The 25622-nt window shown below is 68.7% G+C and carries 18 protein-coding genes and 2 pseudogenes; 10 read left to right on the top strand and 10 right to left on the bottom strand.

Features of this window, described 5'->3' with window-relative positions:
• Positions 1 to 687 precede the first annotated feature (687 nt).
• The 4 genes from ACFV0O_RS28790 (at position 688) to ACFV0O_RS28775 (ending at position 7003) form a co-directional block, all read left to right on the top strand.
• Positions 688 to 1587 carry a radical SAM protein gene (locus ACFV0O_RS28790; protein WP_380346582.1) on the top strand — a complete coding sequence of 300 codons (900 nt, stop codon included), beginning with the start codon at positions 688 to 690 and terminating at the stop codon, positions 1585 to 1587.
• A complete protein-coding gene (locus tag ACFV0O_RS28785; RefSeq protein WP_380346581.1) occupies positions 1584 to 2018 on the top strand; it encodes a DUF6375 family protein in 435 nt (144 codons plus the stop codon). Before ACFV0O_RS28790 ends, ACFV0O_RS28785 begins: the two co-directional genes overlap by 4 nt.
• Positions 2005 to 6009, top strand: a complete 4005-nt coding sequence (locus ACFV0O_RS28780) for an NACHT domain-containing protein (RefSeq protein WP_380346580.1) — start codon at positions 2005 to 2007, stop codon at positions 6007 to 6009. The genes ACFV0O_RS28785 and ACFV0O_RS28780 overlap by 14 nt, the downstream gene beginning before the upstream one ends.
• Before the next feature lie 808 nt (positions 6010 to 6817).
• The gene (locus ACFV0O_RS28775; protein WP_380346579.1) at positions 6818 to 7003 is read left to right on the top strand and encodes a hypothetical protein; all 186 of its coding nucleotides are present in this window, start codon (positions 6818 to 6820) and stop codon (positions 7001 to 7003) included.
• Positions 7004 to 7274: 271 nt separating this feature from the next.
• On the opposite strand, the pseudogene ACFV0O_RS28770 reads toward ACFV0O_RS28775, so the two are convergent.
• The 6 genes and pseudogenes from ACFV0O_RS28770 to ACFV0O_RS28745 form a co-directional block, all read right to left on the bottom strand.
• Positions 7275 to 7511 (bottom strand): annotated as a pseudogene (locus ACFV0O_RS28770) (oxidoreductase C-terminal domain-containing protein); the annotation flags it as partial.
• Positions 7512 to 7911: 400 nt separating this feature from the next.
• On the bottom strand, positions 7912 to 9792 hold the full coding sequence (locus ACFV0O_RS28765; protein ID WP_380346578.1) for a UvrD-helicase domain-containing protein: 1881 nt from the start codon (positions 9790 to 9792) through the stop codon (positions 7912 to 7914).
• The gene (locus ACFV0O_RS28760) at positions 9789 to 11690 is read right to left on the bottom strand and encodes an ATP-dependent endonuclease (protein WP_380346577.1); all 1902 of its coding nucleotides are present in this window, start codon (positions 11688 to 11690) and stop codon (positions 9789 to 9791) included. Before ACFV0O_RS28760 ends, ACFV0O_RS28765 begins: the two co-directional genes overlap by 4 nt.
• Positions 11691 to 11960: 270 nt before the next feature.
• Complete coding sequence (locus ACFV0O_RS28755; protein ID WP_380346576.1) at positions 11961 to 12776, bottom strand: hypothetical protein; 816 nt, start codon at positions 12774 to 12776, stop codon at positions 11961 to 11963.
• An 89-nt stretch (positions 12777 to 12865) separates the two neighbouring features.
• Entirely contained in the window at positions 12866 to 13552 is a 687-nt protein-coding gene (locus tag ACFV0O_RS28750) for a DUF488 family protein (RefSeq protein ID WP_380346575.1), read from the bottom strand.
• Between the two features lie 21 nt (positions 13553 to 13573).
• On the bottom strand, positions 13574 to 14158 hold the full coding sequence (locus ACFV0O_RS28745; RefSeq protein ID WP_380346574.1) for a hypothetical protein: 585 nt from the start codon (positions 14156 to 14158) through the stop codon (positions 13574 to 13576).
• 514 nt (positions 14159 to 14672) lie between these two features.
• On the opposite strand from ACFV0O_RS28745, the gene ACFV0O_RS28740 reads away from it, so the two are divergent.
• The 3 genes from ACFV0O_RS28740 to ACFV0O_RS28730 all read left to right on the top strand — a co-directional run bounded on the left by ACFV0O_RS28740 (position 14673) and on the right by ACFV0O_RS28730 (position 18644).
• Complete coding sequence (locus ACFV0O_RS28740; RefSeq protein WP_380346573.1) at positions 14673 to 16916, top strand: hypothetical protein; 2244 nt, start codon at positions 14673 to 14675, stop codon at positions 16914 to 16916.
• A 46-nt stretch (positions 16917 to 16962) separates the two neighbouring features.
• Positions 16963 to 18255 (top strand): hypothetical protein, encoded by a 1293-nt coding sequence (locus ACFV0O_RS28735; RefSeq protein WP_380346572.1) that lies wholly within the window; start codon positions 16963 to 16965, stop codon positions 18253 to 18255.
• 116 nt (positions 18256 to 18371) lie between these two features.
• Positions 18372 to 18644 (top strand): transposase, encoded by a 273-nt coding sequence (locus ACFV0O_RS28730; RefSeq protein ID WP_380346571.1) that lies wholly within the window; start codon positions 18372 to 18374, stop codon positions 18642 to 18644.
• Positions 18645 to 18672: 28 nt separating this feature from the next.
• On the opposite strand, the pseudogene ACFV0O_RS28725 reads toward ACFV0O_RS28730, so the two are convergent.
• Positions 18673 to 18909: pseudogene (locus ACFV0O_RS28725) on the bottom strand (oxidoreductase C-terminal domain-containing protein); the annotation flags it as partial.
• Between the two features lie 240 nt (positions 18910 to 19149).
• Here ACFV0O_RS28725 and ACFV0O_RS28720 point away from each other — a divergent pair.
• Positions 19150 to 19344: a hypothetical protein gene (locus ACFV0O_RS28720; protein WP_380346570.1), complete on the top strand. Its 195-nt coding sequence runs from the start codon at positions 19150 to 19152 to the stop codon at positions 19342 to 19344.
• Positions 19345 to 19442: 98 nt separating this feature from the next.
• Here the strand turns inward: ACFV0O_RS28720 and ACFV0O_RS28715 are convergent, their stop codons facing one another.
• Together ACFV0O_RS28715 and ACFV0O_RS28710 are read right to left on the bottom strand one after the other, a co-directional pair.
• A complete protein-coding gene (locus ACFV0O_RS28715; protein ID WP_380346569.1) occupies positions 19443 to 19631 on the bottom strand; it encodes a hypothetical protein in 189 nt (62 codons plus the stop codon).
• A gap of 271 nt (positions 19632 to 19902) precedes the next feature.
• Positions 19903 to 20115 (bottom strand): hypothetical protein, encoded by a 213-nt coding sequence (locus ACFV0O_RS28710; protein WP_380346568.1) that lies wholly within the window; start codon positions 20113 to 20115, stop codon positions 19903 to 19905.
• A 145-nt stretch (positions 20116 to 20260) separates the two neighbouring features.
• On the opposite strand from ACFV0O_RS28710, the gene ACFV0O_RS28705 reads away from it, so the two are divergent.
• Positions 20261 to 21346 (top strand): hypothetical protein, encoded by a 1086-nt coding sequence (locus tag ACFV0O_RS28705; protein WP_380346567.1) that lies wholly within the window; start codon positions 20261 to 20263, stop codon positions 21344 to 21346.
• Positions 21343 to 25119 (top strand): hypothetical protein, encoded by a 3777-nt coding sequence (locus ACFV0O_RS28700; protein ID WP_380346566.1) that lies wholly within the window; start codon positions 21343 to 21345, stop codon positions 25117 to 25119. Before ACFV0O_RS28705 ends, ACFV0O_RS28700 begins: the two co-directional genes overlap by 4 nt.
• Positions 25120 to 25238: 119 nt before the next feature.
• Here ACFV0O_RS28700 and ACFV0O_RS28695 read toward each other — a convergent pair.
• A partial coding sequence (locus ACFV0O_RS28695) for a transposase (protein ID WP_380346565.1) occupies positions 25239 to 25622 on the bottom strand: 384 nt, incomplete at its 5' end.

Below are 25622 nucleotides of genomic sequence, written 5' to 3'. Positions count from 1 at the left end.
GAGCTGCTGAGAGGTGAGAGCGTCAACAGGCGGGCCTTCGTGGAGGGCCTGCCGGGCCTGCGATTCTCACCCCGGCAGCCGTGCTGGGCACCAGGCCCACCGTGGCCGCGGGCGTGCTGGTCCCGCGGGTCGGGCGGGACCGCGGCGCGCTGGTCGCCACAGAGGGGACCATACTCGCCTTCCAGACCCAGCGGCGGGCCAAGAGAGGTGGCTCGGGACCTCGTGCCGGGCCACCTCTGCGATTCGACCGCTACGAGCGCCGGTTGCCCGGGCCGCGTCGGTTACTCCGGCGTCGGCCTCGGGCCGGAGCCCCGGCGCCGTGTTGCGGGGCTGCTGCTCCGGCACGGCCGGCGGAGCGATGCGGTTCATCGCCTGTCGGCGGTTGCGGTCGGCAGTGCGGTGCAGCCGCGCGATCCGGTTGGGTGCAGCCGGTCACCGCGGCGGCGGCGCCGGAATGCCAGCCGGTGCGCGCCCGCTGTCGGGTGCCCCTCCACTTGGTTAGGGCTCGGGCCACACTGGAGGAAAAGCCCTTCGGCCCGACGTGGAGACCGCGGACGGCCGGCGCGCCACATCGTGAGTTGCTCGACCTGTCACGGGGGCCGGTCGGTCGCACCGAGGGTGAAATGCCCAGTAAGGATTGCCCCCTCTTGTCCCGCCGTAACGGGCCCTGGTGGCATGATGCTGCCGATGACGTTCAAGACCCGCCTGTCCGCTTGTGGCGCTCACCTGTTCGACCGTGCTTCCGGGATGAATGTTCTGCTTGACGAGGTGCGGGTCGCCGCTGAGCAGTTCTCTCCCGCTCCCCGGTACCTGTCCGTCGCTTTGACGAATGCGTGCGAGCTCCACTGCGCGTACTGCTACGCGTCCAAGCATGCCGCGGCCCTCAACCCGGAGAACGTGCTGGCCTGGGCGGTCGAACTGGATGCGGCCGGGTGCCTGGGCGTCGGCTTCGGAGGCGGGGAGCCGACCGCGTACCGGCGATTTCCCCAACTCTGCGCGGACATCTCCCAGTCCACGTCGATGGCAGTGACGTTCACTACGCACGGGCACCGGCTTACACCCGGCTTCGTCGAGTCCCTGCGCGGCGCCGTGCACTTCGTCCGCCTGTCGGTCGACGGAATCGGACCCACCTACGAGCGACTTCGCGGCAAGCCGTTCACCTCCGTCGTCCGCGCGGCCTCTCTGCTCGCCTCCCTCGTCCCGTTCGGCATCAATACGGTGGTCAACGCCGACACCATCGGTGAACTGGACGCCGTCGCCAAGTTCGCGGTCGATGTCGGAGCCGCCGAGCTGCTGCTCCTGCCGGAGCAGCCGACCGCGGCTACCCCAGGGATCGGCGAGGCCGACGCGCAGCGCCTTGTCGCGTGGATCTCGGCTGCCAAAGCTGGGGTCCGCCTCGCGATCTCCCGCACCGGTCTCGAAGCAGCGCTGCCCGTCGCGGAGGCCTTGCCGGGCGAGCACCCCCTGGACGCTCACATGCACGTCGACGCCGAGGGGATCCTGCGCCCCCACGCCTACGCTTCCACAGGCACACCGGTCGGCGCCTCCATCATGGACGCCATCCAGGCGCTGAGAGGACCACGATGAGGATCTGGAACGGATACGGCTCGGAGCACTCGATGAACCTCGTCATGATCGGCCGCTTCCAGGAAGTCGCCGGCGCGAAGGCAGCCGAGGAATGTATGAAGGCACTGCAGGAACTCGCCGAAAGCGTGTGGTCCGACGACGACTGGCGCACCCACGATGAGCGCATGCCCCGCGAAATCAGCGACGCACTGTCCGGGATGAAGCTGTACGACATGGGCCGCTCCGACGTCGACAACTATGCGTTCGACCACAGCGTCACCCGTCACGCCGAGACCGTCAGGCTCTGGACCGATGAGTCCGATGTGCAGGGGTTCTTGAAAGTGTTCCTCCACTACGGCGCGAAGGTCGAGGTGTTCTCCCAGCACGAATGGAACGAGGACGCGACACCGCGGGCGGACGTGAGCGAGCGGAGTGACAGTGGATCTGACTGATCTGGAGCGACTGCCCGGTGCCGCCGACCAGAACTTCGAGGCCCTGACGCGGGCCGTCGTTTCCCGGCGCTACGGCGCATTGGGAAGGATGCGAGAGCGGCGCAACCAGCCCGGCGTCGAGTTCTACCTGTGCGTCGACCACCCCGGCGCACTGGGCGACCCCGGCAGGGTCTGGGGATGGTCATGCAAATGGTTCGCCCTCAACAGTAAGAACGAGCTCACCAGCGGTCAGCGCAAACTGATCAAGGAGTCCCTCGAGCTGGCGGTCAAGCACGTCAAGGGGCTGACCGACTTCGTTCTCTGCCTGCCGCAGCGGCCAGCGAAGAACGACGAGGAGTGGATCGACGGCCTCCGCCAGGGGGCCGTCAAGGTCAAGCTGTGGTGCGCCGAGAATTTCGACGCCGAACTGGCCGGGCATGACGAGCTGCGTGCCACCTTCTTCGGCGAGCTCACCCTCGACCCAAAGGTGTTGGAACAAGCCCATGAGCGATCCGTTGCGCCGGTCCGGCTCCGGTGGATGCCCCGCCTGCACACTTCAACCCGAGCGGAGCACCACATCGACCGGGCGTTGTTGCGCCCGGCGGCGTTCGACTGGCTGCAGCAGCGTGCCGACGACGTTGCGACCCGGGCTGAAGCGCTTCGCAGCGCCCTCAGTGGCCTGGGGCCGGACTCCCGTGTCGACGCTTCAGCGGTCGCTGACGACCTGGACCAGTTCGTCGCGGATCTGAGAGAGATCATCGATGCCGGCAGGGGTCTTCGGCTTGGGGAGGTCCGTGAGCGGCTTGCCGACCACGAGCCACCGGCGACCTCTCCCCGCACGCTGAGACGCCTGGTGGCCAACCTGAGGCGATATCGGCGACCCGAAGCGCTGCTGGTGGCCAGTCTAGGGGCGGAAATCCGCGACATCGTCCAGTGGATCAGCATCGCGCGAGCAGATGCCGAAGCGCCGCTGCTCGCCATCACCGCCGCCGCAGGGCAGGGCAAGACACACCTCTCCGCGCAGATGACCGCACCGACCGACCGTCCGACAGCAGGGGTGTTCATCCAAGGCGGCAGCCTGCGCGCCGGCGGAACTCTCCACGACCTCGCGCGCAAGATCCCCGGGATGAAGGCAGACCGCTTCGAGGAGCTCCTCGAGGCGCTCAACTCCTCTGGTATGCGCACAGGTTGCCGAATCCCGCTGATCATTGACGGGCTGAACGAGGCCGAGCGACCACTTGAATGGCGCAGGCTGATCGCCGAGCTGATGCCGGCGTTGGGCGACTACCCCTACGTGATGGTCATCGTCACTCTTCGTGAAGCACACGCGGACCAGGTCCTCCCCGAGGGCGCCACGCGGCTGGACCTGGAGTGGCAGCGTGCGGAAGTCGCCGAGATCGTCAAGGTCTACTTCCGCGAGTACAAGATCAACCCGTCCGATGCGTGGCTTCCGACGGATGCTTTCGGCAGTCCGCTGTTCGTGCGCATGTACTGCGAGGCCGCGAACCCCGGACGCCAGACACCGGTGGGTGCGGAAGCACTGCCCCAGTCTCTGGTGGGTGTCTTCGAGTTGTACCGCGATGGTGTGGCCAACCGCCTGGCCATGGATCCGGCGCGCATCCACGTGCCCGCCGACCAGATCAAGCGCCGCCTCGCGGACCTCGCAAGGCACATGTGGGCACATCAGCTCCGCCGGCTCCCGTCCGACACGGCCAGGGAAATCCTCGACGCGAGCCGGCAGAACTGGGACGAGAGCCTCTTCCGGCGCCTTGTGGAGGAAGGAGTCCTCATCCGCCAGGAGACGGAGGGATTCGACGACGCCGAGTGCGCCTTCGCGTTCGACCGCCTCGCCGGATACCTCATCGCCGACTCGCTCCTGGGACGCATGACCTACGCCGGTGTCCACGATCAGCTCGCGGAGCCGGACCTGTGGCATCGCCTCCTCGGCGAGCAGGCCCACTCCCTTGGCGAGGATGTCACCATCGGCCTGATCGGCCTGCTCCCACGCCGCTTCACCAGGCGTCACCTGTGGCGCGCCGCCCCGGCCGAGCACCGCGATTTCGCGCTCATCTGCGAGCTCGCCACCGAGTCCGGTTTCTTGGACGACGAGACCGTCAACGCGCTCGAGGACCTCATCGGCACACGCTGGCTAAGCGACCGAGGCCGCCGTCATGTGTTCGACCGCCTATGGGAGGTGCGCAGGTCCGCCCCGCACCGCCTAAACGCCGCATTCCTTGACAGGGTCATGAGGCGGCTTCCCCTTGCGCAACGCGACCTGTACTGGACCGAGTGGGTCCGCGGCCGGGCCTCAGGAGTGCTCACTACGGCTCTGGAGCGGGCGGTCAGCCGATGGGAGGCCCAGGCAGGCCGTACCGAAAGCGACGACCTGGACGCGTTGGCCATCTCCTGGCTGCTGACCTCGACGGACACGGCCTTGCGTGACCTCGCCACGAAGGCACTCCAGCGGTACGGTCGGCCGGAACCCAAGCGGCTGTTCGACCTCGCGGCCAGGATGCTCGACGTTGACGACCCCTACGTCGTCGAGCGCCTCGTCGGCGCCGCATTCGGCGCCGCCAGCAGCCATCAGATGCCCGACCCCGCAGGGCCGTTCGAGCAGGCACTGCGAGACTGGCTTGCGCAACTGCACGACAGCTTCCTCGAGGGTGGGGCCACTCCCACCTCCCACGAGCAACTGCGCGGTTACGTACGGGCGACCTTCGAGTTCGCCGACGCTCTCCACCCCACCGCCGTTCCGGACGGTGTCGACGCCCATAACCTGAGGTTCACTGCCACAGAACCAGCCGAGGTGATGGCCGACGACGATCCCCATGCTGCAGAGTGCGACCGGACCATGCACATGGACTTCGAGAACTACGTCATCGGAGCGGCCATCAACGGCCGCGACAACTACGACTACACCCACCCCGACTTCCGCCAGGCTCGTACCGAGGTCAGAGCCCGTGTCTGGGAACTCGGATGGCGCAGCCAAGAGTTCGGCAGCCTCGACCGTGACATCGCCATGAGTGCCGAGCGCCGGCATAGCTCTTCCAGGAAGGTGGAGCGTTACGGCAAGAAGTACAGCTGGATCGCCTATCACGAAATGGTCGGCCGTCTCGTGGATGCCGGACAGGCACCGGCCCCCTTCGGGGATCCGGAACGTTTGATGCCCGACATCGACCCGGGCTTCCCCGACATGCCTCCGGCCGCGCCCGTGCCCCTGCCGTCCTGGGCATCCACGGAGTCCAAGGACCACCGGACCTGGGTCACGTCCGGCCCTGTGGAAGTCCCTGACCAGCTCTGGTCTCCGGCGGAGATCCATGATGTGGACGGCGGCTGGCTTCTGGTCGAGGGCTACCTGGCCCACGAGCATGACGGCCGGACGGTGTTCGGGTTCTTCCGGACCCTTCTGCTGGCCCCCGAAGATGCCCAGCGCGCCCGGCAGTACGCCACAGATCAGGCCTATCCGGGGAACGACTTCTTTCCCTCACTGCCGACGGCCCGCGGCGTACTGGCCACAGAAATGCCCTGGAGCCCCAGGTTCGACCCAGCTTCCGCCCCCACATCGGCCACTTACCCACAGCCGGAAATTCTGCGGCACTGGCAGGACACCGAAGGCATCGGCCTCGACCAAGTCGCTGTTGAATTCTCCTCCGACAGCCAATCGGAGAGCGCTCTGGGTGGGTCCTACGATGTGCCCTCCTTCGAGTTCGCCGCCCGGTTCGGCCTGCGTCAGCTGCCCGGCACCCTGGACCTCGTGGGCTTGGACGGCCGACGCGCCTCCGCGGTCTTCAGCGTGGACAAGCCCTGGCGCGGGCACCTGCTGTTCCTGCGCCGTGATCTCGTCGAGAGCTTCGCCACCGGCCGCCGGATCATGCAGGTGGCGTGGGGCGAGCGCGAGGTGGCCGTCGACTGGCACACGCCCCCTTCTTGGGCACGGGAGGCCCAGCGCACCTACACGAACGTGTGGCGCCATGTTCGGCTGCTCGAGCCGGCTGGCCCGCCATCGTCCTGACCGCCTACCACGGTGACTTGGAGTGGCTCGTGGGGAAGGAGGAACCCGAAGTTGCCAGAAGCGACAGCCAGGCCCGTGAGTAGATTCCGAAGCTCGCTGGGCTCGTGATCCACGTCAGCCTCCGTAGCTGCCCCGCTTAACGGCATGGATCGACGCCGTCTGATCTGTTGTGACAGGTGGCTCACTCTACCGTCACCGTTGGCGTCCGTGGATCGCGCCTCTTCGGGTAGGTGGGGCACGGAGGGGAGCCAGGTCAGACCGGCCCGGCTCCTCTCGTCATTGGGTGCGGCGGCGTGCCGCACGGTGGTCGTTGGCGGGCGCAGGTGTAGGCGGTAGAGCCGGCGCGCAGTTGGGCCAGCCTCGATCCCGCCGAACCAGCGGGCCGCCGAGGAGGTGGTGATCTGTGCCGGCACACCTCCGGAGCTCAGGTCTCGGCGTCGATGTCGTTGGCGCGTACGGTGGGGATCTTGCCGAGACGGGCGTCGGTGCCGCAGGCGAAGCGGACGATGTCGCACCAGCCTTGTACTGGTTGAAGGGGTCATCGACCGCGGCCTCGGATACCCACCCCGGAGGGACGCCACAGGGACCACACGTGATGGACTGAGATGCGAGCATGCATGCCCTTCTTCACGAACAACGCGTTCCGTTCAGTGCACGGCACGCTGACACGCACATCGCCGGGCGACTGGGGGTCAAGTGGGTTCGGGTCTCTGGGTGTCGCACCCCCGAGTGGTGTCGGGCCTCCTCTGGTGTTTCGGGCGCCTCGCCGGTAGCACGAGTTCTCCTCATGTGTGCATCAGAGGCTGCCATGTCGGATCGTCTCAACCTGGCGCCCCGCATCCGCCGGGGCGCCGCTACCGCCGCCCACCAGACCGAGCGGGCGGTGGACGAGGACGGCCGCTGGCCGCACGTGAGGGACGGACTCGTCCCGGTGCTGGCTGGGCCTCACCCCCCGCCGCTACTCCTGGAGTCCGTCGAGGTCTCCGCCGACTGACGGGAGAGGGCTCGGGATGGGCCTGGCCGTTCTGGAGACGCTCGCTGTCGGCTACCCGGCCCCGATCCACGATCGCTAGCCGGGTGAGCCGTGCGGCTTCGACTCGGAGGGCCCCGAAGCCCGGCGGCCGGACGAGGAGGCGAAGACGTCCCTCGTGGCCGAGGGTGTGTACGCCCGCCGGATGGAGCCCTGGCCGCCGAACCCGGTCCGGTTCGTGCGGCGCGCAGCGTTGATCGGTCGGCTGCTCGTCGGCCAGGGCTCCGGTCGGGTCTCAGACCTCGCCGAGGGGGACGTTCGGGTCCGCCAGGCGGTCAGGGTCCACCACGCGCTTGGAGATGATCAGGTCGCGGATCGGGTCGGTGACGTCCCAGACGTTCATGTTCATACCGGCGAGGACCCGGCCGTCCTTGAGCCAGAACGCGATGAATTCGTTGGCTTTCACGTCGCCTCGGAACACGACTCGGTCGTAGCCGTCGGGCTCGACGTAGCCGAGGTACTCCATGCTCAGCTTGTCCCGCGAGGCCACCGGCTCGTTAGGATGCCGGGGTGTCCACTCGGCATCGGGCCAGGACCCGGGAACGCCCTCGCGAGGGACTTAGGGGCCTGTCGCTGGTCAGAGTCAACTCCACGACCATGCCCGCCCACCACGACGCTGCTGGGATGCTCGCAGGCGAGGACGTCATGACGGCCCGCGGTCTCCTGCTCGCGCGGCCTCCTCCAGGTCTTGCACGTCCACCTCGCGCGCGCATGGGGAATCGGTCTGCGGGCATGGTGCTTTCGGTGGAGGCAGCCGCAATCGCCATTAACCCGGAAGGGGACAACAGCTTTGACCTGGCTGCCCATCAGGCGCGGCGATGTCCGGCCCTGCTGTTGTCTTTGAAAGGTCTCACACCGAACCGCACGCCCATTCAGAGGCTGACTACGGACCAGCCGTCGCGCGTTAGGGCTTCGAGGTAGGGGTTCGCGCGGTCCTCGTGGACGGCGAGCGCGAGCAGGTGCTTGGCGCGCGTGGCTGCGACGAAGGTGGTCATCGCGGCGTGCCGGCCGGTGGTATTGAGTTTGCCGGCGGGAGTCTCCCCGGTGATCACGGGGAGGAGGCTGCCGAGGTCGTGGCTCCTCCCGTGCTTGGTGACGCATTCCAGGACGAGGGTCGCGCAGTGTGTCTCGCCCTTCGCGCTCGCGACGGTAGCTGTGAGCACCGGGGACAGGGATGTTTCCGAGGACGGCGGCAGCGGCGTGTGGGACAGCCAGAGAGCATAGGTGGTTCTGTCCACCGGGACGGGTGCGCCGACGGCCTCCTCCACCAGCCTCCCGAGGCGGCTCACGAAGTCTTCCCAGGCTGCGGGAGTGTCGCAGTCGTCGTGCAATGCCCTGACCAGGAGTACTCGGAGGTGGTGGCCCGGTGTGCCGGGTCTGCGGTCGAGCTGGAGGAACGGCGGCAGGCTCTCTGGCAGAGTCAGGGGCGTGGTCGGTGGCTGGAGCTCCCAGAGGAGAGCGCGGACGGCTCCCCATATAACGGTGACTGCTGGACCGACCTGGCCCGTGTGCAGCAGGACCGCCCTGGCATGCCGGTAGGCCTGAAGCAGCCGACTTACCTCCACCGCCGTCCCGGTGGCCGGATGGGGCAGGTAGCAGCCGACCGCGCGGGGGAAGAGCCGTGAGGTGCCTGGGCTCTCGCGAGCGCCGAGGACCTTCGGCGGGTGCGCGGCGACGGCTTCGGCCGGCACTGTTCGCCGGACAAGGTCGTCGAAAGCGGGTAGGACCCGGACGATGCTGTCCTCGGTAAAGGTGATGATGGCGAGAGCGCTCTCGGGTCCGTGGCCTCGGATTTCCTGCGGGCGGTGAACCGCGAGCCTGCTTGCCACTCTCGCGGGCCCCGCGCCGAAGCGCAGGCTCACCGGGAGTTCCATCGCCTTCTCGTTAAGGAAGCTCCCTGCCGTAGGTTCGACACCATCTGCACTGAGGATGCGCTGGTTGACGTCTCCTACACACTGGACGACGGCATCGTCCTTGAACACCGCTTCCAACAGGCGGCGCTGTTCCTCACCGGTGTCCTGCATCTCGTCGATCAGGACGAACGGGAACCGGGAACGCAGGCCGAAGGCCAGGCGGGGGTGCTGGTGCAGGTGCCGGCTGGCGATTGCATACATGTCGGCGTAGCGGAAGACGCCGCGCAGGCAGAGGTGCTCCTTGAGTTTCATCAACTGCCTGTAGCTGGCGGTGCCGCGATTGAGGCCGTCGACCCGGATCTGTAGTTCCGGCTCGGCGGGGTCGAAGACGTACGTGGCTTCGGTGACCATCTTCAGCCCATCACTCCGCCGCTTCAGGTAGGCCCTCAGCGTCGTGAATTGGCCCAGGTCCAGAAGCCTGCGGGCCTGGGCGGCGAAGGCCTGGTCGTCGACGGCTCGGGTGGCGACCTTCAGCGAACGCAGAGCCGGTAGAGCGAGGAAGGTGTGCACGAAGCTCTGGAACGTCCCGACGAAGTGCGGGTAGTGCTCCAACCGCCGTGCCCGTCCAGTCAGTCGGCTCGCGATCTCCTGGGTGGCGGTATTGGTGTGAGAGAGGACGCAGATGCCGTGGCGGTCGGACGACCAGCCGTCCGCCAACAATGCGAGTTTCAGGGCAACGAGGGTGGTCTTGCCCGAGCCCGGGGCTGCCTGCAGGTGCAGCGGGCCGCGGGCCTCCAAGAACGCGAACTGCTCGGGAGACGTCAGAGCGAGGCCCATGCTCCGCGCCTTGGCTTCGATGATTTCACGGTCCAGGGCGGTGGGGGACAGAGGCAGGGTCACGACCGGGCACTCCCGCGCAGGTAGTCGAGCGTCTCCACCAGGTAGCTCGGCAGGTCCCTGGGCGCGATACCGGATCTCTCCAGCAGACGGGCAGCGTGCTGGGCCGCGATCGACTTACTGGTGCCACCCACGCGCAGCGGACGGTAGATCCTCAGCGCGCACTCCTCAAGCGAGAGACTGTCGTCCTCCCGCCACTTCTTCACCTCCATGGCCGCAGTCTCCTCGATTCCCACGAGGTCCTCCGATGTCGGCCATTTGTTGCTCTTGGCCGCGCTGATCGCTTGGTGCATCAGCGTTGCCATCGGCCATGAGGCGCGGGCCAAGTCGTACTCGAGGGTCCACCAGTTCGACACGAAGGTCCGGACGGCCCCGCCGTCGCGCTTCTGCTTCTTTATGACGCGCGCGCTCCGCTCCGCCGCGGTCAGGCTGCTCCACCGCGTGAGTTCCTTGGCCATTTCCTTGTCGGCCCCGTCGGGAGCCAGATCCATGTCCGTGATGCAGGCCACGTGCACCGGCGGCATGGCGGAGTCTGTCCGCTGGAAGATTCGGGAGTAGCGGAACAGGCCGGTGCTGCCGACATTCACGATGCTGACGCCGTTCTCGGCGAACGAGTGGCCGGCGACACGGGCGAGTGCGGGCAGGAGCAGGACCTCCGCATCTCCCTCGACCATGGCGATCGCCCGGGCGAAGAAGAGGTTCGCCTTGGTGGCATCCAGGAAGCGGCTGAGGAACGCGTAGTCCGAGCGATCGAGTTGGGTGCATTCCGGCCGGAGAGGGAACGTCCGGCCCCGCGCCACGAGGGTCAGGTGCTCCACCGACACGCTGGAGGCGATATGCGGGCTGTGCGTGGTGGCGATGATCTGGACCGGAGACTCGCCGCGGCTGCGGTCCTGGAGTAGGTCGACGACTCGGGTTTGCAGCTGTGGGTGCATGTGGGCCTCGGGCTCCTCGATGAGGAGGATGGGGGAGGTGCTTTCCCGGCCCAGTAGTAGGAGTTCGGCGGCCATGAACAGGGCGTTGTTATAGCCGAGGCCGTGACGAGTCGACTCAGTGAGGCCGGGGTCGGGCGCGAAGGCAAGCTCCAGGCGCTCCAGGACGCTCTGGAGCGATGCGGTTGCGGCGATGCTGATCATGCCGGCAAGGATGTCCTGGCCGATGGCGAATCTGTTCAGGTATCCGCTGTTGAGCTCGTCCCGGGCTTTTTGCACCAGAGCGTTGGCGTTGATGTGGTGGTCGGCGCGCTGCAGGATGCCCACCAAGGTGCCGGCGCTGTCCTCGGTGGCCTTGAAGTCGTCCTCCCGCTGGTCCTGCATGCCGGGGTACTGGGTGAGGATCTGCGACAGTCGTGAGTTGCGGCCGGCCCGCATCTCTCCTTCGGCGTCGCGCAGCGGCCGCAGGTATGTCGCGCGAAGCCGCTCGCGGGCTTCGCCGTCGATCACGGTCTCGCCCGCACGTACCCTGACGGACATGCGGTGGGGCACATCCGGGTCGAACGGTTCTGCCCGCAGGATCACGGTCAGCCGGGGCGCCTCGCCCGGAAGCGAGGTCAGGAACTCGCTGAAAGAGCCGAGTTCTTGGTCGTCGAGGCCTTCGAACGTACAGCTGATCTGAAGGTAGTCGGCCCTGCCACCGGCACCGTAATGGAGGTCGTCCGCTGTGATGCGGCTGAAGTCGGCGCTCGATGTCAGGCACAGGCGGATCGCGTCGACCACGGCGCTCTTGCCGCTGTCGTTCTCTCCGACCAGAACGGTGAGGCCAGGTTGAAGAGCGAGGTCCAGGGCCGCCCCGGGATCCGAGTCGGTGGCAGGACCGCCGAAGATTCGGAAGTTCTCGGCCTGCACGCGTGCCAGATACATGAACCCCTCAAGTGCCTTCTTGCTGCCGCAGGCAGCTGCCATTCCCCGAACCGGCACGCTAGGGCGGCCGCACTCGGCGACGCAGCGAAGTAACCATGTTGAAACGTGAGCGACCAGCCGCTGGTCGGCGTGGTGAGCACGTGCCCGTCGCCAGCGGCCGGGCCCTGGCGGTGCTGGATTCCAGCAGGCGTTGCGCCGGTCCGAGTGAGCAGGACTCCACCGCCAACCGTCGGGCTTCGCGGTGGTGGGGCTGCTCCCATGAGGGCCTCACACGCTTGCGGTCTGATACCGGTAAAGACTCCGAGTGCGCGCTCAGAAGAGCGAGTCCTGGCGCGGGGCGGTGAGAGCGGCGATCGTGGGGTTGAACACGCCAAGGAGCATGAACGTCCTCGGGCGGGCGGCGATGTTACCGACGAAGAAGTGCGTGGCCCGATCGGGCGTGACCATCCTGGTCCACCACCGCTCGCGCAGGACGTCGGTGAGCCGGTGGGCGGGGTAGGTGCGGCGGAACTTGCGCCACGACTGACCGGCTTCCCAGTCGTGCAAGCCCATGTCGTGGCCCCGGCAGGTGTCGTCGTCGCAGTGGAAGCGGTAGCGGAACTCGTAGGGAACCCATTCGAGGGGTCGGTGGTCGGGATGCAGCACGTCGGTCTGGTTGACGATGCCGTGCTGCTCCGCGGTCCACGGGTTGGCGTCGGCGAGTCGGAAGGAGTCGATGCGGGCGGGGCGGAAGAGTCCGAGGGAGGTTCCGTCGGCGGCCTGGAGGCGTTTGATCGCGCACAGGGACGGTCGGATCAGCGGTCTGGCGATGTCGAGGCGCTCGGCCCAGCCGTTCCGGCTGCTGACCGTGTCGACGACCCGGAGGGTGTCCAGGTTGGGTCGCAGGCTCTCGGGTCTCCGGTCGCCGTGGTGGCGTCGGACGTCGACCTCGACGACGGAGTACTTCCCGAACTGCTTCTCCTCGTCGAGCAACCGGTGCGGGACTGGGAAGAGCCGCACATGCCCCACCGGGTCGCTGTCCAGGCGGATGCCGGCGACGCAGCATGTTTCCAGGTACTTGTGCGAAACGTCGGGATACGTCTTGACCGTGATCAGGATGCGCGCTCGTTCCCAGCCCGATGCCACCATTCCAGCCCCCTGGTCCGACTCCTGTCACCATTGGGCGGGCACGGTGCCGAATGCGCAAGGGTGCGTGCGCGGCGTGGAGTTGCAGCGGATCAGGCCAGGTCGGCGACGGGCAGCGCGGTTCGCTGGTGCAGTTCAGCCAGGACGGCCTGGCGGTGGCAGCGGCGCTCGTCCTGCTCGAAGCACAGCACTGCCACCGAACGCTCGACGGCCAACCCGGCCAGTTCCTCCAGCTCCCGGCGGGCCGGTTCCGTCGCCAGGATGTCGGCGAACGCTGCCAGGCCTTCGCCGACCCGGCCGTCCCAGAACGGCGCCCGATTGTCCTTCGGGTTGCCCAGGTAGCGCAGGTGCAGATAGGAAATATCTGCCTCGGCCAGGGCCGCACTCAGCCGAGACTTGCTGAACCCGGGCTTGCGGCTGATCGGAGTCAGCCGGACATCCGCCACCGCGTCCACGCCGGCATCGACCAGCGCCGCCACGAACGAGTCGATCGTGCGGCCCTCGTAACCCGTGGACCACAGGCCCGGCACCGGACCCGCAGCCGCCACCAGGTCGTCTACCGTCACCTCCAGGGCTCGCGCCAACGCCGCGACGGTGAACAGTCCGGGCTGCGCGACGCACTCGGTCTCTAAACGGGTCAGTGTGCGCAGGGGTACGCCGGCTGCGGAGGCCAACTCGGTTCGGGTCAAGCCGTGATCCTCTCGCAGTGCTCGCAGCTGGCGACCCAGGCGGTGGGCGCGAGCACGCTCGGAGCTATCGGCGGAGGAGCGACCAGACATGCCAGAGATCCTAACGACAAGTCAGCTCAGGACCGTCGCCGCATCCCCAAACGGATGAAGTCCTCCAGTGACGTTGGGGGCGGCGAAGTCACGGTGTACGTAGATGGTGCTGCGACCGCGCTGTCGAGCGATCACAGTGCTGTCGCCGAGCCACTCCTCGAGCCACCGGCTGCTTCCGCGCCACGCGCTCTTGTCCGCCTCCCCGATCAGTGGAAGAAGTTTGGTCTTGAGCATGCCGGCCTCTCCCATCTCGCGCAGCACGCCCAGCAGTTGCGCCTGTGCGCGCGCCTTGTAGAGTTCGGTGGCATTCGGTGACTCCCGAACGCGCACCGACGTCTCATCCAGATCCATCTCGCGCTCTGCGGCCCAGCTCAAGACGTAGTTGTCGACCGAGGCGTCGTCAGCGACGCCCAGAAGGTGGCCCAGGCACCGCAGGATCGCATCCTCGCGCATCGCGCTGAGCGTGTGCTCCATGTCCTGGAAGTTGACTCCACCGCCAAACTGGCTTGCATCATGAGCCTTCCGGTGCGCTTCTTCCCGGATCTGCAGGACGTCCCTGATGATGGCCTCAGCGGCATCGGCGGGTGAGGCGAAGGTCTGTGTCATGAGGCTGACCGTATCGGAGACGATGCCGGCCAGCTGGGGCCTACCGGACCGGCGGACCTGACATCAGCCCAGCCGCGCAGACGAATGCCAGCCGAGGCGACTCCCACGCGGAACCGCGATCCCACCAGCGCCCAATAGCGGCGGTAGCCTTGGCCGCACCGGGCCGGACACAAGCGCCGCGGCCGATGGTGACCGGCTGACCATCGCGGCGTCCTCGCCCAAGACGACGCCTTGCCGGTAGCTCCTCCGCCACCCTGTGCCACGCCACCGCAAATTCCCCGCTTCTCCGGTCTACTTACCGAGGCTGCGCCACTGGCCGGAGCCCCCGGAGCCGGACCAGACCCTGCGCCAGCACAACCACGGCCGACGGCACCCGGATCGCCGTCGCCGAAAGCCCGCTGCCAGGCCTGAGCACCGTGCAACCGTCAACCGCCGCGCCCCACCGCGACGGTTTCCGGGTCGGCTGTCAGTACCCCCGGCTAGGCTCCCAAGCCGAGACCGATAGGGGAGTCACGTGCTCGACAGCCCGCTCACCGCCGACATTCCGCTCGGCCCCTTCCAGGACGCACCCATCACCGTCCACGCGGCTAGAAGCAAGAACGCCAAGTTCCACATCAGCGCGACCTGCACCCAGTTGCGCACCCGAGACATCACAACGACCCAGCTGCCGCTGAACGCCGAGACGATCGGCCGGCTGTGCGCGCGCTGCGCGGGGTCCGGACAGTGGGCATCGCCGACCAGCGGCCTCGGCATCTTCCTGCGGGCGCTGGGCGGCCTGGGGCTGCTGTACCAGTTGCAGCAGTACGCGGCACCGGACCCCGATGACTGCTGGGAGCAGGACGTGATCCAGTCCGCCGCCGCCCTGCTGCGCACGGAGCCTGTAGAGCCGGCCGCCGCTGTCCCTGAGGACGACGAGGAGCCGGATGAGGAGGACTGGGAAGCGCGCGACGAGGCGAAGCGTCTACTGGAGAGCGTGCTGTCCACCTGGCGCGGCGCGGCCACGAGTCTCCACCTGGCCCGGGCCGGCGTCGCCCTGTTCCCCTGGCTGGCGCAGTGGGCGGAGCCGAAGCTCGCCGCGAAGCAGCAGTACCTGGAGGTCCTGCGGGCTCAGGCTGTGCTGTTCGTCGACTCCGAAGGGCTCGTGGCCGCCGCTGCCGCGGCGGCCATGGAAGAGCCCGAACTCCCCAGCGAAGATGTGGCGTTCAGCGCCATCGGGACTGGCGAGGAAGTCGGTGTGCGACTGAAGGCGCTCTGGCGTGAGTGGCAGGGCGAGGCCGGGCGCGGCTGGGAGGGGCCAAGCGCGCGCACCTACCTTGCCTACGGCTCCACTCATGGCATCCGCCCCAATCGGAAGGGGTACGCCGAAACCCGTGACGCAGTCGACGAGCTTGTCGCGACCTGGGAGAACCAGGCCCGGGAAGCGGCCACGTCCTCGGCGCACGGCGGCCTGCAGTGGGTGTCCGTACGCCTGCCCGAGGTCAAGGAAGACCCGACACCGCCCTGGCGTGAGCACGGCTTCCTCCGGGACTTGGACGACTGGACGAACGGCGTGCTGATTACCCATCTTGCCGACGCCGACTGGGCGGGCCGCATTTTCACCCTGCGCGTGCCCAAGCTCATCGTCGACCGGCTCCTCTCCCGCTCCCACCACCTCCACTGCGAAGCCCACCAGGACAGGCCCGCCCCCACCGTGCCTGTACCCTCGGCCGGCCCGCTCCGGCCCGGGATCTTCGACGACACCCCGGTCCACGAACGCCAGCCGCTCACCGCGCAGCATCTGCGCCTGCTGCGTTCGATGTGGCCCGCAGCCGCGGACGAGCTGTACACCGTCTTCTCGACGGACGGCGGAGCCGAGGTCCTGCCACTGCCAGTGATCGAGAAGCGCCTGGACCGCGGATGGCAGTACTTCCTTCTCGCCGGCACAGCGGACCTCCCCGCAGACGTGATCGAACCATGGATCCGCAAGGTCGGCCCCAGGCCCGAAGGCCAGGAGAGCCTCTGGCCGCAGTACCCGCGCAGTGCGCACGACCCTCTCCACGGTGACGACCTCGGCCTGGCGCAGGGCGCCACACGGGCGGCCTGGCTCGGGTACGAGCACGAGGACGCGGAACGCAACCTGCGTCTGCTCGCCATGGCCCGCGGCGTGCGGGACCTGCGGACACTGGACGGCGGGTACGACGACCACGGCCGCTCCCGCAGCCTTCCTCGCCCGGTGTGGCTGGGGCTGCTGGCCCATGCCGAGGACCTCGACCTCGAGCCGTTCGAGGCCCCGGACGCCGACCGATGGCGCAGCGGCGGCAGCGGCATCCCGCTCGGCGTCCTCGCCGACGTACAGGTCTACACAACCAACGCCAACCCCCGGATCCAGGGCAAGGGCCACTCGCTGTTCTGCCCGCACTCCAGGGAACACGGCGTCGTCGCCGCCGACGACCTGCTGACCGTCGCCGACCTGCTCGACGACGACAGCTACGACTGGTGCAGCAAGTGCCAGGGCTACGCCATCCGCCGTCTCACAGACACCCAGCTGTCCTACTACCGCGCCGCCCACCGCCTCCACGACATCGCGCAGGAACTCGACCCCGGGCGAGGCGGCCACGACCGCCTCGACACGGAAACGATCATCCGACAGCTCCGCGAACTCGCCGACTGGCGACCGATCGGCGAAGACCACTGGTACACGAGCGGAGCGCGGCGCTGGCGGCGCATCGTCCACGAGTTGCAGGCGAAGGCCGAAGCAGCCGGACGCGACACCCCGTGACAGCCACCACGCAAGCGCCCGCACGCGACCGTACTGAAGGCCACCCATGAACAGCGCACCGCCCGACCCCCTGTCACCGCACGCCACCGGCCCCCGGCTTCTCGCCCGACTCACCGCACCGCTCCGCCACGCCGGCTGGACCGAGAATGAACCCTGGGACGAGAGCGACGAGGACGATGAGCCCGGCACCGGTCCGCTGTACCGGGAGTACTCACGCTCGAACTTCCACCTCAGCGTCAGCTGGGACCCCACCGCCGCCCAGCTCACCGTCGACGACCTGACCGAGCACTGGGACTGGGACGACAGCCTGCCCCCGCTGTGCCCACTCGACCAACCCCTCACCGTCGACCTGAGCACACACCCCACCCAAGCCGCCAAGACCGAGGCCACGCGCCGAGCCTTCGCCGAAGCCGGACTCCTCGACGCCACCCGCATCCACGTCCCCGAACAAGCGCGACCGCTGCGCCACGACCTGGTCCTGCTGTTGTGGGCGGACACCATCCATGACGCGATCGCTCGGCACCGGCGCGACGGTGACGGGCGTGAGGCCATCGCCGCGTTGGGCGAGGAGTTCTCCTGGCGGATGGGCGCCGGGCTGCGCACCCACCCGCTGATCGTCCCGGACCCGGTTCCGTCGTCGGCGGCCCGCGGCATCGCCGAATGGTGCTGGCGTCGCGAGAGCGATGTCGAGGAGTGGCACTTCAAGATCGGCGACATCACCATGGCCCGCGCCAACATCGCCGCGACCCGCGCCGTCATGCCGCACGTTCACACCGAAGGCGTCGACTGGCCGGCCGTACGACTCGCCCTCACCGCACCCGCCCGCCGACTCGCCGACGGCCAGGCCCTCGCCGACATCTTCGAAGAGGGCTGGACGCCTATCCTCGCCTCCATCCACCGCCAGATCGACCTCTGGCAGCGAGCCGACGAGACGCTTGGCCCCGAAGCCCTCCTGCGCATGCTCACCCTGCACGGCTCCCGCACCGAATCCGTCGGCGAATGGTGGGGATCTGGCTGGTACGAGACCGCCACCCGCCGCGCGATCGCCCGCGCGGCGAGCAACGGCACCCTTCCCGCCGCGGTGACCGCCGCCTTCCCCGACACCGAGTACCTGGCCGACACGGCGGCCGGCCACCCCGACCTCCTCGACGACGACACCTTCGCCTGGATCACCGAAGCCGTCTTCAAGGAGGGATCCCTCCGGCGCCAAGCCGGACTCCGGGTCCCACCGGCCACAACCCTCCCGGACTGGGCAGCTCACGACCTCCTCGACAACCTCCGCGCGGACCTTGATCACAACGAGCCCCCTGCTGACAACGCGAGGCTCGGGCATCTCTGACCGGCGTTCCGGGCCTGCTGCTCTTGGCGCTGGTCACCGCCGCGAGTGTTCAGGACAACGCCGCAGACGGGTAGTTGCTGACCCAGGTCGCCAGCATTCGCAAGGCCTGGGCCGACATGAGCTACAAGACCGCCGGCGTCGAACACGGCGTCACCGTCGGCATCGACGTCGAGATCGTCCGCCGCGCCCCTATGACCAGGAGATTCGTCGACCAGCCCCGACGCTGGGTAGTCGAGCGCAACTTCGGCTGGCTCGTGAACCACCGACGCCTGGCCCGCGACTACGAAGCCCTGCTGGCTCGCTCCGAAGCCGTGTTCGCCGCCGCGATGATCGGCCTCATGACCCGCCGACTCACCGGCGAGACCACCCAGACCTGGCGCGGAACCTGATCTCAGAGGTCAGGGACGAAACGCCCAGTCAGGCCTCGCCGAGGGGGACGTTCGGGTTGGCCAGGCGGTCAGGGTCCACCATGCGCTTGGAGACGATCAGTTCGCGGATCGGGTCGGTGACGTCCCAGATGTTCATGTTCATACCGGCGAGGACTCGGCCGTCCTTGAGCCAGAACGCGATGAACTCGTTGGCCTTTACGTCACCTCGGAACACCACCCGGTCGTAGCCGTCGGGCTCGACGTAGCAGAGGTATTCCATGCTCAGCTTGTCCCGCGAGGCCACCGGCTCGTTAGGATGCCGGGGTGTCCACTCGGCATCGGTCCAGGACTGCGGAAAGCAGGGCATCCGGTCGTCGGGGTCCGGCCCAGCTTGCCCCGTATAGAGACCAGCGCCGACTCCCGCGACTCACTTCGCGCAAGTAGACGTAGTTGTCACTCAGGGCGAGCTGCGGGAAGCCGAAGTACTGGTCGACCGTCCGTCCACCAGTCGTCGAGCACGGCTGGCGTGAGGGCGTACGTGAACCAGCTCGTCCTGCCTTCGCCGCCGGTCCGACGGGTGCTTCCTCGGACGGTGGCGATGGCCCATCCGCTGCCCGTCGAGGAGGACGAGCCGGAGCAGGAACGCGGCCACCACCTCCATCCGGAACCGTACGGCGCACCGGAGCAGCAGTCGCTCGCCTGGGTGCGCCATCCACGTTGAACTCCGGGCTGTCGGGCATCGGCGGAATCCTGCCGGTCCGTCAACCCGGCTGTAAATCGGTGGCCTTCCAGGGCCTGTAGCGCTCGATGGGTTACAGCTCAGTGCGGTTGCTCGCCGAGGTGGTCGAGGAGCCAGGTGGTGACGGCGCGGGCGGTGCCGGCTGCCAGGCCGCCAAGGACGCGGCCGGTGAGGGAACGGTCCTCCGGGTGGGCCGCGGTCGGGCGCTCGTCACGGTCCCGCTCGTCCGAGGAGGCCGTGGTCGGATGGGGCTTGGGGTTGCGGGACATGGAGTTCTCCAGAGTAGGTGATGGTGAGCCAGGACGGTTGGCCGGGCTGGGCACCAGCATTCCTGCCAGCCGGGCTGCGGTGGGGATCTGCGGACAGGTGCGGACAATCGCGGAATCGGACCTGTGGTCGCACGCCCAGGACTACGCTTGGTGCCCTGTCCGGGCGAACGATCGTGGACAGGCAGTGCTGTCGGGGTGGACGCAGAGCGAGGGTGCCGGTGCCGGTTCCCTGCAGGATCGGGTGGGACAGGGTGGGGTCGGCGCAGAACCCTCAAGCACAAAAAGCACTCGAGCGGTTCGCCGCGCGATTGAACGAGCTGAAGATCGACGCGGGCAACCCCACAGGGAAGAACCTGGTGCAGGCGATCGGAAAGGGGTTGAGCACGAGCGGAATCAGCACGTTACTCACCGGTGAGCCCGGCAGCGAAGGTGCGTCGCGGGTGTTCAGTCTCCCCAGTTGGGAGACGGTTTCCGCCTTCGTCACAGCCTGCAGGGTCCACTCCAGCAAAACCGGGGTTCGCCTGAGTCAGGCCAGGACGATTCTTGAGGAGTGGCGCACGGAGCACGCGGTCCTGGTCCGCGTCGTCCAGGGGTACGGCCAGATCAGCAGCACGGTCGGTACACCGGCGGTGCGTCAGTCCCGCGGCAGGCCAGGGCCGGAGGACTTCGCAACCCGCGAATTCTTCCGGGACCTGATCGACAACCACACCCGCCTCTTCGCCGGGCGGCAGGCCGAGAGCACCCGGATCACCGACTACATCCGCACCGAGGGCTCCGGCTACGTCTTCGTGGAGGCGGGCTCGGGATACGGGAAGACCTCGCTGCTCGCCGATCTGGTCAGCCGGCACCCGGACTTCCGCTACCACTTCATCAGTCAGGCCTACAGCGGCCGGGGTGAGGGCCTCTTCGATCCGGTCAAGCCGGTCCACGTCCTGGACTGCCTGTGCGAGCAGTTGGACCCCGCGCACGTGCGGGGGAGCGACGAGGAGACGGTGCAGCGGCGGTTCCGCGCCCTGCTCAGCCATGAGCCGAAGAAACCCACCGTCATCGTGCTGGATGCGATCGACGAGTTGAAGGAGCCGGAGCGGCTGTGCCACGTCTTCCCGCAGCAACTGCCACGGGACCTGGTGGTCCTGCTGTCCGGTCGTACCTATGGCGACCAGCGGTCCTGCCTGAACGCCATCGGCCTGTCCCCCAAGAACGCCGGTCTGCACCTGCAGCTGCAGGGGCTGGACGAAGCGGTGTTGGTCGAACTGCTGCAGCTGGCCGGTGGAGCGGCCACCGGACTGGCCGAGGACGCCGACTTCGTCGCCGGGGTCCATCAGGTCTCCGCAGGCGACCCGTTCTACCTGCGCTTCCTGGTGGAGGACGCGGCAGCCGGCGTCCTGACCCGGGAGATCATCCACCGTACCCCCAGCGGGCTGGAGGGCTACCTGGACGAGCAGTTCAACCAGCTCGCCCGCGCCCGCCGCACGGAGCAGCACGGTGAGATCCTGGCGCTCCTGCTCGAAGGGCCGCTGTCCGCGCGTGATCTGATGGAGCAAGTCCCGGGGCTGACCTGGGACTTCGATACGGTCATGCAGCAGATCCACCGCTTCCTGCTCTTCCGCCGCCGATCCGTGCCAGATGGCGCCCCTTCCAGGAGCGGCGAGATCTACAGCATCTGCCACGACCGGTTCCGGCAGTACTTCCTGAGCCGGATCGGCCTCGGATGACCCAGCTGACGGAGGGGGCCGAGGCGCTCTTCGCCTACATCCGGCAGAGGAAGCTCAGCGGCGGCATCGATCGCAGCCGCGCCCAGCTCGCGCGGCGCTGGCGGGAGTGCCCCACCGAGTACACCGTCAGCCACGCCATCGAACAGGCCGCGCTGGAGCAGTGCGGCGACGGCCTGCTCGCGGACATCCTGGACGGGGAGTTCCGGCGGCTGCGTAGGGAGTGGACGGGCGTCAACGGCCTGCGGGCGGACCTGTACGCGGCCCGTACCTACTTCCTGACGCAGGAACCGGACCTGATCCGCTATTTGCAGGTCCTCTTCCTGGAGCAGCGGCCGCCCGGATCGCCCGAGAGCCGTTCGGTTCAGGAGCAGCACTGCCGGGCATACGCCGACTTCCTGCAGCTCGACCGGCTCCCGCAGGAGCGCACGGGCGGACTGGACGGCGTGCTGCGGCGGTTCTTCCCCGACAAGGACCCGGACGAGGCCTCCGACGATGCCCACTCCGACCGGCTGAGGCTGCGTCTGGTCGGTTACGAGCTGGGGGAGTGGCAGTGCTCCTGCGGGCGGTTGACCGGATTCGCCCGCCGCTACGAGCACACCTGTCCGTGCGGCGCGACCACCGGCCAAAGCAGGATCGACGCGACCGCGTCCCCGTGCCCCGACTGCGGGGAGCCGGTGGCCTACTCCCACTGCCCGGACTGTCGGACCCGGGTGACGCTGGCCAACCTCTGGCGGGTCAAACGTGGCGGAACCCGTCCCACCGACTACCTGCTGCCGCTCACCGTGGACCTCGTCCTCGAAGGCCGGCACAGCACGATCAGCCGGACCCGCGACCGCCTGATGCTGCTGCCGCTACCCATCGGACTGTACGAACGCGACGGGGAACCCGGCTTCGGGCCGCCCGCGATCTTCTGGGAGAGCGGCGTGATGGCCGACGACCGCGACCGCCCCGAGGGGAACCGGTTCATCGCGTTGAAGGACGCACTCGACGGCGACGGTCGGACGACCTTCGCCTCCATCCTCGATAGCGCCCTGCGAGTCGGCGAAAGCCGTGCCGCCCTTGCCGAGGACCTGATCCGTGACCTGATCCAACCCTCCGGTGAGTCGGCCCGTCGCTTCATGTCGCACACTCGCGGCTTCTGGCGCGGACTCGGCAGAGCAGCCGTGCCCGGGCTCCGGGTAAGCGACCTGGTCGGTCTCGGCGCTGTGTCCTTCCAGTGCACTGTCACCTCGTCGGCAAGGCTGCACGGCAAGGCGGCGCTCCTCTCCACGGACCACGCCGACCCGCGCTCACTGACCGTGCCCCGGCTGCAACAGCTGCAGCTCTCGCTACCCACCGACGCTGAACTCTCCGCCAGCCCCACGGACATGAGCGCCGCCCGGACGGCGAGCCTTGAAGAGTGCGGCCTGGCTGCACCGGGCAGTCAGGTGAAACCGGGGCAGCTGCTCGTCGGAGCCGTCGCTCCCATGCGGAAGGGAACCCATCTCCGTCCCGAGGAACGCCTGCTGGAACAGGTCTTCGGCGAGGGTCGGGTGCTGCGGCCTCGGTGCCTGGTGATGCCTGGCGAACGGCCCGGCACGGTGCTGGACCAGCAGCTGACCGGGCCGCTGGCCACCGACGCCGTGCCCGCGGTACCGGGTCGGCACCTGGATCCGGGGCAGCTGCTCTCCGACACCCACGTCAGCGTGACGATCGCCGTCGACCAGGCCCTGCAGCACGGGGACACGCTGGACGACGAGGTCGGCGACTCTGTGATCGTGTGCGGATTCGGCGCGCGGCCGGCGCCTCCGCCGGGCGCAGCCGATCCCTGTGCTCCGCACCTGGTCGTTGCCCCCGACCACCCCTGGGCGCCGCCGCCGGGCCAATCGGCTCGCACCATCCGGGTCCACCTCACCACCAACCAATTGGCAAGCTCGGACACCGGAGCCTGGTCCGCCGGCGGCGTCACCATGATCTTGCGTCAGCCACCACGGGCCATTGACGGAGTAGGCGCCCAGGTCATCGAGCCCGCGGAGGTCCGCTGGCTGATCGACAACGGCGCCCGCCATCTGGCGATGGAGATCTACGGACCGCGCAGCGACTGCGCCGACTGGCATACGGAGCTGCGAGGCGCCCTGGAAACCACCGGGCACGGGCCTCTCGCCCCGCCCCGGGACCGGCCCGTCGCCTTCGAGTCTGCCGTCAGCCACGGGATCCGCCGGCTCGATCTCACCTTGCGTGCCGCCCGCCTGGTGCCGCGACTCGGCCCCGACGGCATCACCCTGGCACCGATGACCGACAGCGAGGTGGCCGCCGGATCCCACGGCGAGGTCCGCCAGGAATGGCCGTTCGAGGTGCGGACCGGTCGCCCGCGCACAGGCGGGTTGTTCTGCCAGGACATCTTTGGACAGGACCGGCACGACGAGTGCGTCTGCGGCAGGCACCACAACCCGAAGTGGGTCGGACGGTCCTGCGAGGACTGCGGGCGCACCCTGACCTCCCCACTGGAACGTAGCCACCGGTTCGGCCACCTCGAACTCCCCGCCACCGTGGTCCACAGCTGGTTCCTGCGCGGCCGGGCAGCTGAACGACTCGCCGAAGCGCTGAACGTGACGGTCGACCAGCTCTGCCGCGTCGCCGACTGCGAACTTCTGTTGGTCACCGACCCCGGCCGGACTGCCCTGCGGAGCGGACAACTGGTGACGGCCGACGAGTGGTTCGGCTCCCTCGACCGCTACGGAGCGTCGGCCGTGACCGGCGGATCCGCCGTCGAAGCCCTGCTGCGCCAAGCCGTTGAGCCCCCCGGGCCACCGGCCGACGCCATCGCCATCCGGCGCCTGCCGGTTCTTCCACCGGACCTGCGCCCGTTCGTCCTCGAAGAGTCCGGGCCGGTGTTCACCAGCGACCTCAACCCGCTGTACCGCGCCGTGATGCTGGCCGGCGAAGCCCTGGTGCGCCAGCAGAACTCCCCCTACGGGACGGAGCGGCGCGAGCTGGAGATCCGTCGTCGGCTGCAGCGCGCCGTCGACCGGCTGCTCGGACCGAGGACCGACGCGTCAGCACCCGACAGCCTCGCCGACTCGCTCACCGTCCACCACAACCCCGCCGGCCCCCTGCGTGACGACCTGCTCCGCCGCTCCGTGAACTACAGCGCCCGGGCCAGGATCGTAGCCGGCCGAGTCCCGGGCCCGGAGGAGGATGCTGCCGCCGAACTCGATACCGTAGTTCTCGGCCGCGAACTGGCCCTGCGGCTGCTCGAACCCGTGCTGGTACACGCCCTCACCGCGAGCGGAGCCGCCGAGGACCCCCGCCGGGCACGCGCCCTGATCGACAAGCGCGCGGACACCGCCCACCGTCTGCTCGACACCGTCTGCGAGCGCGCCCGCATCCTGGTGGCCTTCCCCCAGAGCCACTGGCCGCTGGTCACACTCCGCCTCCGAGCCGCCGAGGCATCCGCCCTGGAGGTCCACCCTGCACTGTTGGACCTGCTCGGCTGGCAGAACCTGGGCGAGTCAGCGCGGATCTTCGCCATCCTGAGCGACGAGGCCAACCGCGAGGCGGCCGACCACCTCACCATCACCGCGCTGCGCAGTGCGAGCGCCGGGACCACGCCCCGGCCTGCCGGGTCCGGATCTCTCTTCGACCTGCCCTGCGAGGGCCTGGCCGACCGCCTCGCCGACACTGCGATGACCGCGGCCTCACTCCCGCTCGCCCCGGACGACGGCCTGCTCCTCTGCGAGCTCGGCTGGCTCTCCGACGGCGGCCGGGACCCGGCCGCAGGCGTAGCTGGGTGACGGCGTCGACACGGTGGACAGACGGTTGTCGACGCGGTTGCGGGTCCAGTGACTCCAACAGCGCGGCGGTGGCGCCGCCGAGCCGGGGTGCTGGTGGCGACTAAGGCCTGTCTCTTTGGTCATCTGCGGAGCCAGATGAGGATGGCTGCGAGGTGGAGTGCGGCCTGGTAGGCGATGGCGAGTTTGTCGGTGCGCATGGCCAGACCGCGCCACTGCTTCAGGCGGCTGATGCACCTCTCGACCGTGTTGCGTTTCTTGTATGCCTCGGGGTCGAAGCCGGGAGGGCGTCCGCCGCGTGAGCCACGTCGCAGCCGGTTGCGGACCTGGTCCGACGGCTGTGGGATGACCGCGCGGATGTGGCGCTCGCGAGGGTGGGAGCGGATCGCGCGGGCGGAGTACGGGGGGGGGGGGGGGCCCCCGCCGCGCCCCGCGCCCCCGCCGGGGCGCGCGCGGCGGCGCTCAGAGGCTGGGAGGCACGCGCGCGCCCCCCCCCACCCCCCCCC

It is taken from the genome of Kitasatospora sp. NPDC059577 (assembly GCF_042735475.1).
Taxonomy (GTDB): Bacteria; Actinomycetota; Actinomycetes; order Streptomycetales; family Streptomycetaceae; genus Kitasatospora.
Note: the sequence above shows the minus strand (reverse complement) of the source record. Positions and strands in the feature narration are given on the sequence as shown.

What these genes read in the sequence shown, in the direction of transcription:
- ACFV0O_RS28750 (WP_380346575.1), bottom strand. Translation starts at nt 13,552, where the DNA reads ATGTCTGGTCGCTCCTCCGCCGATAGCTCCGAGCGTGCTCGCGCCCAC.
- ACFV0O_RS28785 (WP_380346581.1), top strand. Translation starts at nt 1,584, where the DNA reads ATGAGGATCTGGAACGGATACGGCTCGGAGCACTCGATGAACCTCGTC.
- ACFV0O_RS28745 (WP_380346574.1), bottom strand. Translation starts at nt 14,158, where the DNA reads ATGACACAGACCTTCGCCTCACCCGCCGATGCCGCTGAGGCCATCATC.
- ACFV0O_RS28700 (WP_380346566.1), top strand. Translation starts at nt 21,343, where the DNA reads ATGACCCAGCTGACGGAGGGGGCCGAGGCGCTCTTCGCCTACATCCGG.
- ACFV0O_RS28715 (WP_380346569.1), bottom strand. Translation starts at nt 19,631, where the DNA reads ATGTCCCGCAACCCCAAGCCCCATCCGACCACGGCCTCCTCGGACGAG.
- ACFV0O_RS28760 (WP_380346577.1), bottom strand. Translation starts at nt 11,690, where the DNA reads ATGGCAGCTGCCTGCGGCAGCAAGAAGGCACTTGAGGGGTTCATGTAT.
- ACFV0O_RS28755 (WP_380346576.1), bottom strand. Translation starts at nt 12,776, where the DNA reads ATGGTGGCATCGGGCTGGGAACGAGCGCGCATCCTGATCACGGTCAAG.
- ACFV0O_RS28730 (WP_380346571.1), top strand. Translation starts at nt 18,372, where the DNA reads ATGAGCTACAAGACCGCCGGCGTCGAACACGGCGTCACCGTCGGCATC.
- ACFV0O_RS28735 (WP_380346572.1), top strand. Translation starts at nt 16,963, where the DNA reads ATGAACAGCGCACCGCCCGACCCCCTGTCACCGCACGCCACCGGCCCC.
- ACFV0O_RS28775 (WP_380346579.1), top strand. Translation starts at nt 6,818, where the DNA reads ATGTCGGATCGTCTCAACCTGGCGCCCCGCATCCGCCGGGGCGCCGCT.
- ACFV0O_RS28790 (WP_380346582.1), top strand. Translation starts at nt 688, where the DNA reads ATGACGTTCAAGACCCGCCTGTCCGCTTGTGGCGCTCACCTGTTCGAC.